15 protein-coding genes are annotated in these 13,868 nt (G+C 46.2%); 8 read left to right on the top strand and 7 right to left on the bottom strand.

The genetic code is table 11. The annotated features are described in order from the left end of the window. Nucleotides 1-128 precede the first annotated feature (128 nt). The 5 genes from hypA to QT974_RS19025 all read left to right on the top strand — a co-directional run bounded on the left by hypA (nt 129) and on the right by QT974_RS19025 (nt 4,576). Nucleotides 129-488, top strand: coding sequence for a hydrogenase maturation nickel metallochaperone HypA (gene hypA, locus QT974_RS19045; protein WP_333470000.1), 360 nt, complete (start codon nt 129-131; stop codon nt 486-488). Nucleotides 489-492: 4 nt separating this feature from the next. Further along, the gene (gene hypB, locus QT974_RS19040) at nt 493-1,200 is read left to right on the top strand and encodes a hydrogenase nickel incorporation protein HypB (protein WP_333469999.1); all 708 of its coding nucleotides are present in this window, start codon (nt 493-495) and stop codon (nt 1,198-1,200) included. A gap of 338 nt (nt 1,201-1,538) precedes the next feature. Continuing rightward, entirely contained in the window at nt 1,539-2,591 is a 1,053-nt protein-coding gene (locus QT974_RS19035) for an ABC transporter substrate-binding protein (protein WP_333469998.1), read from the top strand. A gap of 233 nt (nt 2,592-2,824) precedes the next feature. Then, entirely contained in the window at nt 2,825-3,670 is an 846-nt protein-coding gene (locus QT974_RS19030) for an ABC transporter permease (RefSeq protein WP_333469997.1), read from the top strand. Nucleotides 3,671-3,799: 129 nt separating this feature from the next. Beyond that, nucleotides 3,800-4,576 carry an ABC transporter ATP-binding protein gene (locus QT974_RS19025; RefSeq protein WP_333469996.1) on the top strand — a complete coding sequence of 259 codons (777 nt, stop codon included), beginning with the start codon at nt 3,800-3,802 and terminating at the stop codon, nt 4,574-4,576. Between the two features lie 227 nt (nt 4,577-4,803). On the opposite strand, the gene folE is transcribed toward QT974_RS19025, so the two are convergent. The 4 genes from folE to QT974_RS19005 all read right to left on the bottom strand — a co-directional run bounded on the left by folE (nt 4,804) and on the right by QT974_RS19005 (nt 8,030). Continuing rightward, the gene (gene folE, locus QT974_RS19020) at nt 4,804-5,538 is read right to left on the bottom strand and encodes a GTP cyclohydrolase I FolE (RefSeq protein WP_333469995.1); all 735 of its coding nucleotides are present in this window, start codon (nt 5,536-5,538) and stop codon (nt 4,804-4,806) included. A gap of 156 nt (nt 5,539-5,694) precedes the next feature. Further along, complete coding sequence (locus tag QT974_RS19015) at nt 5,695-6,420, bottom strand: SDR family oxidoreductase (protein ID WP_333469994.1); 726 nt, start codon at nt 6,418-6,420, stop codon at nt 5,695-5,697. Between the two features lie 368 nt (nt 6,421-6,788). Beyond that, nucleotides 6,789-7,769, bottom strand: a complete 981-nt coding sequence (gene accA / locus QT974_RS19010) for an acetyl-CoA carboxylase carboxyl transferase subunit alpha (RefSeq protein ID WP_333469993.1) — start codon at nt 7,767-7,769, stop codon at nt 6,789-6,791. 111 nt (nt 7,770-7,880) lie between these two features. Further along, nucleotides 7,881-8,030, bottom strand: coding sequence for a hypothetical protein (locus QT974_RS19005; protein ID WP_333469992.1), 150 nt, complete (start codon nt 8,028-8,030; stop codon nt 7,881-7,883). 109 nt (nt 8,031-8,139) lie between these two features. On the opposite strand from QT974_RS19005, the gene QT974_RS19000 reads away from it, so the two are divergent. Then, entirely contained in the window at nt 8,140-8,637 is a 498-nt protein-coding gene (locus QT974_RS19000) for a tellurite resistance TerB family protein (protein WP_333469991.1), read from the top strand. A gap of 202 nt (nt 8,638-8,839) precedes the next feature. Here the strand turns inward: QT974_RS19000 and QT974_RS18995 are convergent, their stop codons facing one another. Together QT974_RS18995 and QT974_RS18990 are read right to left on the bottom strand one after the other, a co-directional pair. Continuing rightward, nucleotides 8,840-9,862 (bottom strand): long-chain acyl-[acyl-carrier-protein] reductase, encoded by a 1,023-nt coding sequence (locus QT974_RS18995; protein ID WP_333469990.1) that lies wholly within the window; start codon nt 9,860-9,862, stop codon nt 8,840-8,842. A 237-nt stretch (nt 9,863-10,099) separates the two neighbouring features. Beyond that, entirely contained in the window at nt 10,100-10,792 is a 693-nt protein-coding gene (locus QT974_RS18990; protein ID WP_333469989.1) for an aldehyde oxygenase (deformylating), read from the bottom strand. A gap of 179 nt (nt 10,793-10,971) precedes the next feature. Between QT974_RS18990 and QT974_RS18985 the strand changes: the two genes are divergently transcribed. After that, nucleotides 10,972-11,790: a carbohydrate ABC transporter permease gene (locus QT974_RS18985; protein WP_333470001.1), complete on the top strand. Its 819-nt coding sequence runs from the start codon at nt 10,972-10,974 to the stop codon at nt 11,788-11,790. Between the two features lie 154 nt (nt 11,791-11,944). Next, on the top strand, nt 11,945-12,202 hold the full coding sequence (locus tag QT974_RS18980; RefSeq protein ID WP_333469988.1) for a transporter suffix domain-containing protein: 258 nt from the start codon (nt 11,945-11,947) through the stop codon (nt 12,200-12,202). Between the two features lie 175 nt (nt 12,203-12,377). Here the strand turns inward: QT974_RS18980 and QT974_RS18975 are convergent, their stop codons facing one another. Beyond that, on the bottom strand, nt 12,378-13,406 hold the full coding sequence (locus QT974_RS18975) for a hypothetical protein (protein ID WP_333469987.1): 1,029 nt from the start codon (nt 13,404-13,406) through the stop codon (nt 12,378-12,380). Nucleotides 13,407-13,868 lie beyond the last annotated feature (462 nt).

Here is a 13,868-nt window from a genome sequence, read left to right as displayed (position 1 = left end):
CAAGATTCTTCTCAAAGTCCCCCTTTTTAAGGGGGATTTAGGGGGATCGAAATATGTGCAACAACCCATTAAATTGGTATGACTTCTTCCTTCTTCCTTCTGCTATACATTCAAATCTGGCAAAAATCATGCACGAAACAGACATGACCAAAGCCTTAATTGTCACAGTCAAAAATTGGTGTCAAGCACAGCCAGAACCGCCCAAAATTTCCCACGTCCACCTCACAGTCGGCAAATTCACCTGTGTCGAACCTGCGAGCTTGCAATTCGCCTTTGAAGTCCAAATCCGCAACACCTTTTTAGATGGAGCAGAACTCGTCATTCAAGAAACACCGTTAATCGCGTTTTGTCACCGCTGCGATCGAGAATATCAACCGGAAATTGGCATTCAATACGCTTGTCCGACTTGCCATTCGCCCATGGAAGATATTCGCTCCGGGCGAGAACTAAAGATCGATCGCATTGAATATTCTGGAGAATCAACTTAAACTTATGCACCAAACCTTTGACGCCGCTTTAGGAATTAATTTGCTCCACGCCAATCAAGCAGGAGCAGACCACAACCGCGCTCATTTTGACGAATGGGGAATTGCTTGTTTCAACGTCATGAGCAGTCCCGGCGCGGGCAAAACTGCCATACTAGAAAAAACGCTAGGAGTCCTCACCAATGAATACAAAATCGCCGTAATCGAAGGCGACATGACTACCGAACTAGATGCCGATCGCCTCCGCAAATACAATGTCCCAGTAATTGCCATTAACACGGGTCGTTCCTGCCATTTAGACTCAAAAATGGTAGCGGGAGGAATTCACACCTTAGCTCATGAATATAATCCCTCAGAAATCGATTTAGTCCTGGTAGAAAATGTCGGCAATCTGGTTTGTCCCGCAGAATTTGAAGTAGGAGAACACCTGAAAATTGCGTTGCTGAGCATCACCGAAGGAGAAGACAAACCGCTGAAATATCCGGTGATGTTTCAAGAAGCCGATTGCTTGTTAATTACCAAAATAGATTTAGCACCCTATCTTGAAGTTGACCTCAATCTAATTGTCGCGAACGTCCGACAAATGAATCCCCACGTCACGATTATTGCGGTTTCTGCAAAAACCGGAGAAGGCTTAGAAACTTGGTTTGATTGGGTGCGTTCTCAAATCCATCAATTGTCAAAATCTCCACAGCAACTATCAAAAGTTGGCTAGCAACTGATACTAAATCCGGCATTCTTACCCCTTGATGATTCGGCGGTTGAAACCGCTACTACAAAAACGAAGTCCGCCTCCGCGGACTAAGAAATAAACGGTGTTTTTAACTCGGATTTGGTATTAGTTGTAGGGTGCGCAGTGCGCACCTTACGAATCATCAGGCGTCAAGCTTGAAATTTTGTCGCAAAAATCGCAAATTTTTGTAACACACATAGCAGAGTTATCAATCATTTATTTGCTACAAAGATGCAACTACCCGCCAAAAACCATCACTGCTAAATTTCCAGCCACAAACATCGAAAAACCTACAATAAATCTATCTACAAGTAGATGCTATGAAAGTACGATCGCCCTTAGCGTTCTGCATCGTTTTTCTAGTCACATTCGCCATCGCAGCAGGGTGCGTCAACCCTGCAACATACATCAAAACAACCACAGAAACCGACGCCGCCGCCCCATCAGCCGCTGCGGGTTCCCTGCGTCTGGGATTTAGTGCGTGGCCTGGTTGGTTTCCTTGGCAAGTAGCACAAGATGAGGGCATCTTTGCAGCCAACAACGTCCCCGTAGACCTCAAGTGGTTCGACGGATACTTAGAATCAATTAGCACCCTCACCGCAGGACAAATTGATGCTAACAGTCAAACTTTAGGAGATACCGTTAACTCGGTATCCGGCGGTGCAGACCAAGTAATTGTACTCGTCAATGACAACTCTACCGGTAACGATAAAGTTATCGTTCGAGAAGGTATTAATTCAATTGCGGATCTCAAAGGTAAAAAAGTAGCAGCCGAAGAAGGTACTGTCGATCACTTTCTGCTGCTATTAGGGCTAAAAAAAGCAGGATTATCAGCGCAAGATATTCAGTTTGTACCTCTAGAAACAGGCAAAGCAGCAGCAGCTTTTGTCGGAAAACAAGTTGATGCAACCGCAGTTTTTGCCCCTTTCACCACTCAGGCATTAAAGCGTACCGGCAGTAAGGAATTGTTCAGTTCTAAAGACTTTCCCGGTGCGATTTCAGACCATCTAGTATTTACACGAAAATTTGTCGAGCAAAATCCCGATCGCGTGCAGGCATTAGTTGACTCGTGGTTTGCCACCTTGGACTACATGAAGGCAAATCCCGATAAAGCTTATCAAATTATGTCGAAACGAGCCGGGGTTTCTGTTAGCGAATACAAAGAGTACGCCGATGGCACTCGGATTTTTACTGTCGAGGAAAACTTAACAGCTTTCCAACCGGGCAGCGATTACACTTCCTTGCAGTTTGCGGCGCGAGAAATGAGCAAATTCCTCACCGAAGTTGGCCTAGCAAAAACCCAACTCGATACTAGCAAGTTATTTGACGATCGCTTCGTCAAAGCCTACGCCGAAAAAATTAAAAAAACATAGTTATAACAGTTGACAGTTGACAGTTGACAGTTGACAGTTGACAGTTATTCAATTATTTAGTCTGAAATCTAAAATCTAAATTTTCCAAATACCCAATGCCCTATTTAATCGATCGCATTTGTACCAATTAAGTAAATCCACTTAATTAAACATAAATTCCGTTACATCGGTTACATCCGTTACAGAATCCGTTGCCGAACTTCCTTCTACTTATCAACAGCCAATTACCTAACATGAACCAAAACCCCGGATCGATTCAAGACTTCACCCGATCGAAACAGCTAAATCCCACTGTTTTCTGGCGACTCGCTGAAGACATTCCCAAACCTCTGAATACCGGATTGATTGTTACCTCGATCGCCCTTCCCTTGCTGCTGTGGTGGCTGGTGACAACATTTGGCAACATCGACCCCAAATTTTTGCCTTCACCCGGTAAAGTTCTCGAAGCATTTGGCCGGTTGTGGAGCACTCGCGAACTCCTCAAAGATACCGTCGCGAGTCTGTGGCGAGTCGGTGTCGGCTTTCTGTTGGCTGCCTCTCTTTCGATTCCCATTGGCGTGTTGATGGGCAGTTTTGCCAGCATTCGGGCTTTGCTGGAACCGCTGTTTGGGTTGATGCGCTATATGCCTGCACCCGCTTTTATTCCGCTACTAATTCTGTATTTGGGTATTGGAGAATCACCGAAAATTACGCTGATTTTTATCGGAGTATTTTTCTTTAATTCATTGATGGTAATGGATACAGTAAAATTCGTTTCCAAAGATTTGATTGAAGCGACTTATATGTTAGGTGGAACTCGCAAACAAGCTTTGTTGCAAGTCATTTTTCCGCACGTTTTACCGGGAATTATTGATGCTTGCCGCATCAATTTAGCAGCGGCTTGGCAGTTAGTAATTGTCTCGGAATTGATTGCAGCTACAGAAGGCTTGGGGCGCCGAATTAGTGTAGCTGGCAGATTTTTGAGGACTGATGAAATCTTTGTCGGGCTGATTGTTATTGGGGCGATCGGACTAGCATTTGATTTGTTATTTCAGTATTTCCTGCGAGTATCCTGCAAGTGGTCGATCCAAAAACGATAATAGCCTTCTTCCTTCTTCCTTCTTCCTTCTTCCTAATATCCGTTACATCAGTTACAGAATCCGTTGCCGAACTTCTTTCTTCTTTCTACTTAATTGCACAATTTGTTCTTAATTTAGGAGATTAAACTTATGTATTTGCAAGTCAACCGCCTCAACAAACAATTCGGTACTAAAAATGGCAATTTAGTGGTACTAAAAGACATTAACATGACGATCGAGCAAGGTGAATTCATCTGCGCGGTAGGGGCCTCTGGGTCGGGAAAATCTACGCTGCTGCGACAGATTGCGGGACTCGATCGCCCTACGTCGGGAGAAGTCAGAATTGACGGAGTACCGATAACTGGGCCAGGGCCCGATCGGGGCATGGTTTTTCAGCACTATACGCTTTTTCCTTGGATGAGCGTACAAGAAAATGTCGAGTTTGGACTCAAGCTGCAAAACGTACCTCACAAGTTGCGGCGCGAACAAGCCAGCTATTATTTGAGTATTGTGGGGCTGTCTGAGTTCGCCAAATCCCTGCCTTCGGAGTTGTCGGGAGGGATGAAACAACGGGTGGCGATCGCCCGGGCTTTGGCTTTGGAACCGAAAGTGCTGTTGATGGATGAACCTTTCGGTGCCTTAGATGTCCACACCAAAGAATCGATGCACGAATTTATGTTAGATCTTTGGCGGCGCACTAACATCACTGTGTTTATGATTACTCATGATGTCGAAGAAGCTGTGTTTCTGGCCAACCGCATTTACGCCCTCGGTGCTCGCCCTGGGACTGTCAGAAAGGAAATGACGATCGACCTACCCGATCGCAGTCAAAGTGTGAAACGCCACTCTATTTTTCACGACTACCGAGACGAACTGATGGAATTATTGCGCAGACACGGACAAGAGGCGATCGCAGCAGCAGCTTGAGCGCCAAATGCCAGAATCTCTATTTTCAGCAGCCAAGTCATCACCCAAAAAATTATTAATAGATTTCTTGCAAAAGTCAAATTCATCCCCCTCAATCCCCCCTTATAAAGGGAGGAAATAAGAATAATCTTGCCCCCTCCCTTGATTCAAGGTCCGGGTTGGGGTGGGGTGCTTTGTATTTTTGCAAGAGTTCTAATGACTGCTGACTGATGACTGATGACTAATGACTAAAAGAATGCTGGTTGATGGCGGATCAAATTCAAGAATTCTTCGCGAGTTTTTTGTTCTTCTTGAAACACTCCCAACATGGCACTCGTCACCGTCCAAGCACCGGGTTTTTGCACGCCCCGCATCGTCATGCACATATGACTTGCTTCCATCACTACAGCCACTCCCTTCGGTTCCAATATTGTTTGAACTGCTTCGGCAATTTGGCGTGTCAAACGTTCTTGTACTTGCAAACGGCGGCTGTACATCTCGACAATTCTCGCTAGTTTGCTCAGTCCCACTACTTTTTGATTGGGAATGTAAGCGACGTGAACTCGACCCATAAATGGCAGCATATGGTGTTCGCACATACTGAAGGCGCTGATGTCTCGCACCAGTACCATTTCGTTGTGCCCTTCGTCAAAAATAGCGCCGTTGAGGAGTTCTTCGAGGGATTGACTGTAACCGCTGGTGAGAAACCGCATTGCTTCTGCTACGCGCTTGGGGGTTTTGAGCAATCCTTCGCGTTCGGGGTCTTCTCCTACTCCCAGCAGCATCGTGCGAACGGCTGCCATCATTTCGTCCATCCCTACTTCCGAGGGTACGGGTACGTTGGATTCTTGACCGTGGGAGGAATTGCGATCGGGTCGAGTGGTGATGCGGGGCGAGTTGTTGTCTGCTGTTTCTAAAGATTTCATGCTGTCAGTCGAGATTGAGTTCGAGCCGTTGGAACCGTTGTTCGATGCAATTGTCATAATAATTTAGTGTGAGGGTCGAGCGATTTTCGATTTTCGATTTTCGATGGGGATAAAGCGATCGATTTTTGAGAATCGATTTCCGTTTGGGCGATATAACTAGAGATTCAAAGATTGTTGAACTTGATAAAAATCCAGCATTCTACAATCTCAAGTTCACAAAACTCCGGCGTTGGACATGAGCGTGATTTCTTCAATTACTGCACTTGCCGGTAACTGAACTGCGTGCAGGATTGATTGGGCGACGATTTCTGGAGTTAACATCGCGGTGCGATCGAAATCAGCTTGGACGCTTTCTGTGTCCCACATGGGAGTATTGACTGAACCCGGACAGATGGCTGTGACGCGAATTCCAGCAGCTCGTTCTTCGGCGGCTAATGTCTTGGATAAAGCCATCAGACCGAATTTGCTGACGCAGTAAGCTCCCCAGTTGGGGAAGGTTTGGCTACCTGCGATCGAGGAAACGTTGATGATGATTCCCGATCGCCGATCGCGCATGGACGGCAAAACCCCTAGAATGCACTGCCAAACGCTAGTAAGATTGAGGTCTAGGACGTTTTGCCAGTCATTTAGCGACGTTTCGGTCAAGGAGCCTGTGTAACCCATACCAGCGCTGTTGACCAGGATATCGACGGGCCCGAACTCAGAGGCGATCGCCCTGATGCCGCTTTGCACTTGCTCAATTTTTGCCAAATCTAGGGGATAAGCTTCTGCTTTCACTCCGACTGCTCGGGCGGCTGCGGCAACGGCTTCTAAGTTTTCCGATTTTCGGCTAACTAAAGCCAGATTTATGCCTGCGGCGGCGAACGCGCAGGCCGTCGCTTTGCCAATACCGCTGCTGGCTCCGGTAATCAGAGCCTGCTTTGTTGTTCGATCGTTCATGAGCGTGTCCTGATAGTTCCTAATTTTACGGAAAAACACGGAAATTAGTTGGCAAGTGCTACCTTGACGCCCGCGAACTACTAAACCTTTTATCCCATTGTCAAGGCATCTGGGACTACTTTTCGCGTATTTTCGATCGGCAACTACCCGTCAAGTGTTGCAGTCTTTTTCGGCAAATCAGACAACTGTCTGCTGCGGGTGATAACAATTAATTATGAGATAAACATTAAGAACTGTTAAGCCGATGTCACCTGAGAAATTATAACACTGCTGACAGATTCGCAGAATAATCAGTTGTGAGTTATTAGTTATGAGTTATTAGCTAAGAGATTTGTAATTCATAACTAATAACTCTTTCATCGATCGGCTCAAGCAGCAATTTCAGTGAACACACCGATGTCGCGAAACTTTTGATACCGAAGATCGCGCCGCTGCTGGCCCGTAAGCTGACTTAGTTCTGCTAAGTTTTCCAATAAAGCTGCTTTGAGCATAGCCGCAGCTTTTAAGGGATGAGAATGAGCCGCACCAACGGGTTCTGGCACTATCTGATCGAGAACTCCGAGGTTTTTCAAATCCCAGGAAGTAATTTTGAGGGCTTCGGCGGCTAAGTTAGCTTTACCGGAATCTTTCCAGAGGATGGCTGCACAAGCTTCGGGCGTGGCGACGGTATACACGGAATGTTCTAACATCAACAGCCGCTCGCCGACGCCGATGCCCAATGCGCCACCGGAACCGCCTTCGCCGATGACAGTGCAAATAATCGGAACGTCGAGGCGAAACATTTCTCGGAGGTTGCACGCAATCGCCTCTCCTTGTCCGAGCTGTTCGGCTTCTAAGCCCGCCCAAGCTCCGGGAGTGTCGATAAAGGTGAAAATTGGCATACTGAAGCGATCGGCGTGTTCCATCAACCGCAGGGCTTTGCGGTAGCCGCCGGGGGCTGCCATCCCGAAGTTGCGGGCGATATTGTCTTTGGTGTCGCGTCCTTTTTGATGGCCGATGATGACTGTAGGACGCCCGTCTATGCGGGCAATTCCGCCGACTAGGGCCGGGTCGTCTCCGCCGCGCCGATCGCCGTGGAGCTCGATCCACTCGTCGCTAATTGCCTGAATGTAGTCGAGGGTGCTGGGGCGGCGCGGGTGACGGGCGAGTTGCAACCGCTGCATGGGGGACAAGCTGCTGAAAATTTCTTGTCGCAGTTGGGCGCTGCGGGCTTCGAGTTTGCGAATTTCGTCGGTGACATCGACGCTGTTTTCGGCGGCGAGTTCGCGAATCTGGTGAATTCGGGTTTCGAGTTCGGCCAGTGGCTTTTCAAAATCTAGGAGTAGTGGTTTGCGGTCGGGGTTTGCCACGCTGATAATTTCTATAGGGTTTTTAACGTGAAAGTCGATCGACTGTTTCCCGATCCTACCTTGTCAGTTGACACTGAAAAAGAGGGTTTATCGGAAGTTTTGAATTTTGAATTATGTTTTTCTTCGTAACCAGAGTTGAAAACCTGAGGCTTGAGCCTCGTTTTTTGCTACACTATTTTTGCTTAATCCCAGAGTTTTACCAGAAAGAATTGGTTTAAAGCCGGAACCCTTGTAGGGAGAAATTAAAAGAAGAGTATCCATTAATCCAATCCTCTTGCTTCCAGGTTAGCTCTCAACTGTCAACCCTTCGACGGAGTTCAGGGCAAGCTGTCAACTGTCAACTGTCAACTGTCAACTGAACCACGCCCCTATGCCTGCCCACGCCCACAAAAGACCTAACCCTGCTGAATTGTTCCAAAGCGCCAAAAGCGACACAAGTGCTCCCGAACTCACTCCCTCGGAAGCTTTCACAGCTATTTCAGTATTAGCTGTTACCGCTGACGGCAAAATATCCGAAGCCGAAAGACAAACCCTTGCCGCCAATCACATTCGCTTGTTCGGCTCTTATGCTGGCGAACACTTCCAAGAACTGTTTAAGAAAGTGCTGAAATTGAGTAGCGAGTACAGTCCGGCCCAAGTATTTGCAGCGGCTAAAAATGCCTTGAATGCTCAGCTTAGAGAAACAGCTTTTGCGATTGCTACAGATTTGGTTTTGGTAGACGGAGTTTTCACAACAGAGGAAAAAGATTTCTTAGTTCAACTTTCCGAAGCTCTCGACATCTCCGACGAAATGGGCAAAAAAATCATCGAAGTCATGACCATCAAAAACTGCGGGGACAATTTGATGCCAGCTCAATCTATCGAATAATTTGAGCAATAGACTATGTGTCTGGTCAAATAACCGTTATCTTTATATTTTTGACCATCCGCACTCTTTGTCCTGACTACCAAAAAGTTTTCTTCTGGTAGTGCGATAGAGCACAATCTTAACTCTTAACTCTCTCAAAAAAAAGTTACTGGTTATTATCAGAAAAAATTTCCTCAATAACCAATAACCGCAACAAATTACATCAAAATGACATCAAAGGTCGGAAACCGTGCTTAACGGAAATTTCCCCGATTTGCTCCATCTTTTCCACAGTAATTTGATTCCGTCCCCAAGAAAAATTGGTGTACAACTTTTCAAATTCCAGCAGCATGGATTCGGCAAAACAGGCAAACAACTGCCGCCCCGGCACATCCATATTCACAATCTTCATAATCTTCCACTCAATATCGAGGGAATGCTCCACAATCCCGCCATTGAGTACGTAAATTTCGGGATGCTGAACCTGAGTTGCCAGATTTTTCGGATAACCACCGTCAATCAATAAACAGGGTTGCTTCAATGTCTTGGGGTCAATTTCTACTCCCTTTGGCATACTGGCTACCCAGACTACAATATCCGCTTGGGGGAGAGCTTCTTCCAAATTCATAATTTTGCCTCGTCCCAATTCTGATTGCAAATCTTGCAATCGTTCTTTGTCGCGGGCAATTAGCAACAATTCTGCTACATTTGTTTTAACATTCAGCCAGCGACAGACAGCACTGCCAATATCCCCAGTAGCACCGCAAACCGCTACAGTAGCCTTTGAAAGTTCAATCCCCAATTTGGGGGCTGCTTCTTCTACTTGGCGGCAGAGGATGTAAGCCGTGTGGGTGTTACCAGTGGTGAAGCGTTCAAACTCCAACTTGAGATTGCGAATCTGCTTAATTTGCTGCAAGTTGAAGGTTTCAAAAATGATCGAAGAAAAGCCGCCTAAAGCAGTGATATTAATCCCGTTTTTTTGAGCGTGTGCCATCGCGTTAATAATTTTGCGAGTGGCTGCTTTGATCCGGCGAGTGGCTAGCATTTCGGGTAGAAAACACGACTCTACATAGCGGCCTTCTATTTTTTGCCCGGTAATGCTAGTGACAGTGATATGATCGACTATCTGGGGCGGTGCGCTGCACCAAAAATCGAGCCCTTGATCGGCGTATTCTGGATAGCCCAGCTCGTTAGCTACTGATTGGGCGTGTTCTAAGCTGGTTAAGTGACCGATTAGACCAAACATTAAGTTGTGAAATGAAGGAAGAAGAAACAAGTCAGTTGACAGTTGACAGTTGACAGTTGTTAGTTGTTAGTTGTCAGTTATCAGAAGTCAGAAGTCAGAAGAGAAAATTAAATTTTTTTAATTTAGTTCCCGTTCTTTATTTCCAACTTGATTGGGGTGCAAGACCTTGTAAGGAAGAAGGAAGAAGGGAAAATTAAAAAGTTTTAATTTTTATCCCATTCCTTATTTCCAAATTGATTAGGCTGCGAGGCCTTGTGCTGACATCCGCATGATGTCGCGGTTGTTAAAGCCAATGTTGCCTAGGGCTTCGCCGTAGGCAATCATAAAGTCTTCGATTAAAGCGTCTTTTTCCATTCCCAAAACGCTAGCGTCGTCTGCGACAGCGTTTAGCAGTCTCCAGATGATGGGCAGGTTTTGGCGGTTGGCGGCTTCTAGTTCGGCTTTTGATTCTTCAAAGTGAGCTTGCAGCCAGACTTCCCCAAAGTTGAGGTGGCTGTATTCTTCTTTGACGACGCCTTCGGTGATTTTGCGAGCAAAGTCATCGGCGACGGGGATGTAGATGTTGTAGGCTGCGATCGCAAAACACTCGATAATCAGTGATTGGATCAGCAAGCAAGTTACAACCTTACCTTCGGCGGATGCCGTTTGGAAGTTGCTGTGCAAATCCGAAAAGAATTCTTTGGCAAATACCATATCTGGTATGACTTTCAGATTCTTGCCACAAGCTTGGAAGCCTTTCATGTGGCGGTTCTCCATCTTGGACAAGCCAATTAACTCGCTTTTTTTGTCAGCCAACAGTTCGGCCAGTTGCAGGTAATTGTCGTGAGCTTCTTGTTCGCCTTCAATCACAATGGCGTTGATGCGGCTGTAAGCGTCTTTGTACGTTTCGGTTTGAAAGTCAATTGTTGGGCTGGCCTCAAGCTGGGGCATAGAGATGTCGTCTCCTCGTATAATCTTGTAGGATGTTTGGAAACCCCTTTAATTTTTGGGGTCGCGTGCAATACACTTTACCTATTTTCGACTAAAAATTTACGGTTGTGTGGGAATCTGGAAGGCGATCGGGTTTGAGAGCCTCACAAGCTTATTATTTTAGGTTAATTCACAAGTTTATGGGTAAATCCTTTGACAGGTCTCAAGCGCTGGAACTACTGAGTTTTGTTTTGTTACTGGCCGGGGCTGCGCTGGTGCTGCTGCCGCTGGCTGCTGTTTTTTTGGTTTCAGTATCACAATCTGGTGTTGGTGTCAAGGCCACAGGCTTGACTTTGGCGAACTATCAGGAGGCTTGGCGACGGGGGAATTTTTTGTTGGCATTTGCTAATTCTACTCTAGTGGCGATCGCAGTTACTGGTTTTCAGGTAGTGACTTCTGCTTTGGCGGGTTATGCTTTGGCCAGGCTAAAGTTTCGCGGGCGACAAGCCATAGTTTTGGTGGTTTTGGCGACGCTGGTGATTCCGTTTCAGCTTTTAGTGATTCCGATTTTCATGGTTTTGAAGTGGGGCCATTTGCTGAATACCTACGGGGCGCTGATTTTGCCTACGGCGGCTAACGGTTTTGGGATTTTTTTGCTGCGCCAGTATTTTCTGACAATTCCGGTGGAGTTGGAGGAGGCGGCAATGTTGGATGGGGCTAACCGCTGGCAGGTATTGTGGCAGGTGATGCTGCCTTTGGCGCGCCCTGCTTTGGTAACGCTGTTTTTGTTTACGTTTATCGGCGAGTGGAACGATTTGTTTAAGCCGCTGGTGTTTACGACACGGCCAGAGTTGCGGACTGTCCAGTTGGTTTTGGCTGAATTTCAGGAACAGTTTACTAGCAGTTGGCCGTTGTTGATGGCGGCGGTGGTAATTGGGACTGTGCCCGTGGTGTTGCTGTTTTTGGCGGGCCAGCGGCAGTTTATTCGGGGAATTGCGGCGACGGGAATTAAGAATTGAGTTGGAAATGGAAGGCAAACCGCAGATGCTAGGTAGATTAATGCAGATTAACGCAGATAATTTCCAGATACTTGGAGACTTTTGCGAGACTTTCTCTATAATCTCAGTTAGGTCTGCCGCCGTGCAATCTAAAATTATCCAGTAAATCAAATATATGCAGAATCTGCAAAAGCTGGGTTGGTTTTTATTTATTGCATCTTTTTTGCCCTGGCTGGCAATCTTGTTTGTTGTACCATTCCTACCACTGAGTATCGCCGAAAAAACGCAAATAGATGTTGTTCTAGCTGTGCTAGCCGAAGTCTGTTTTTGGCTGAGCGTGGTAATTTTGGGGAAAGAAGTAGTTACCAAATATCGGAGTTATTTGAATCCCCGCTATCTTTGGAAAAAAATCAGAAATTTCAACCGCAGATAAACAGGGATTGGCGCAGACTTGGTTCGATGGTTCGGACTCCCTTCCGCATTTGGAGAGGACTAAAGTCCTGACTACGAACCAGGTAAAGCTTGAGCAGACTTGGTTCGATAGTTCGGACTCCCTTCCGCATTTGGAGAGGACTAAAGTCCTGACTACGAACCAGGTAAAGCTTGAGCTATTCGCTAATAATTTGCAATCGAATCGAGCGTTCTCCGTCTCCAAAATCCACTTCAATCTTTTCTCCCGAAAGACTGTCCAAGCATCCCAAAAGTAAGCGCAAATTTGGTGTGCTTGCTCCTGTATCTACGTACAATCTATCTGCCAAACTGCCTAAACGCTTCCAAACAGTGTAGAGTTTGACTACAGTTTGTTCTAGCAAGGCGGCTTGTTTGACAACATCGGCTGTAGTTCCCAAACATCCGACTCGCAAAGATTCTTCCAAAGCCATTTCCATGTCTAAGTGAGACTGATTCAGAGCTTGCACTTGGGCGGCGGCATCGAGATATTTGGATAAATTTTTGGCGTCGGAAGTTAGCTGTTTTACTGTATCTACGTCGGGATTTTCTGCTACTTCTTTTTGAATTTCGATTTGGTGAGATGGGGATAGTTTCTCCATTTCTTTGACTAAAGGAGCCAGATAGCGCGAAGGAAGAGAACCGCTAGATGCTTTTTCTTTGACTTCTTCTGGCAATAAATCGGAGTTCATTGCCATCCATTCGTCGGATAGTTGTTTGACTTCGCGGCGGGTAATTCGATCGCCTTTTCCTGCGGCATCTGTTACCATTTGCTGTACTTCGGGAGATGCTTTGGCAGTTTCGACAAAGGCTCTTTTGCTGAAGTTTCTAATGGATTCTGGGTCTAAATCTCCTTGTTCGATGAGAGTATCGGCACTTTTAGCTAATTCGATTAAAGAATAGGCTTGACTTTTGCTGATTTCTCTTTCTTTTAGCCAATTCAAGAAGCCGGTACCGCGTCCGTCGCCGCCTTTTTTTTCTCTATCTCTGACTGTGCGGAGAATTTGTCCGCGCCAGATGTCGGTTTGTAAGTCGAAACGATCGCACACTTTCCAGGCGTTGTCAACCTGCGATTCAAAATCGAAGTCTGGAATTTGTTCGTCTTCGGGGTCTGGTAATTGGAAATTGATATCTGTCAAGCCTCTGAGGGCTTCGGCGAGTTCTGTGGGAGATTGGGGGACTTCAGCCATTAGGGGAAAATTGTGTAGAGCGACAGCCGGTTTAATTTAGAATTTGCACAAATTAATATTTGAGACGCTACCCGTAGTAGTAAGGCGGCAAGGCTGACACTACTGATAGAGTGTTTGTGCAAGTCCTATCATTATTGCATGGCGGGGGGCGATCGGCTGCGTTAACGGGCGATCGATATTACCTAACTGTCCGAAGAGAGCGTCAAATTACGATCGAGTGTTTGTAATTGCCGGCGTTGTGCGTCAGAATCTCAAGTCCCTGCGATTGCTTCGCTCTTCGCTCTCTTCGGACATAATTACCTAACTGTCCGAAGAGAGCGTCCGCGCGAAGCAATCTCAGAGGCTATACTATAAGCTGAAGACTCATCCTTTAATCAACAGTTATGAGCAAACAATATTAGACTTGAATTGCATAAGTCTTCGATCGATACAGAAACCGCAGATGTCTGACAGATAAACACA

Source organism: Microcoleus sp. BM001215392 (assembly GCF_036700185.1).
Taxonomy (GTDB): domain Bacteria; phylum Cyanobacteriota; class Cyanobacteriia; order Cyanobacteriales; family Microcoleaceae; genus Microcoleus.
Note: the sequence above shows the minus strand (reverse complement) of the source record. Positions and strands in the feature narration are given on the sequence as shown.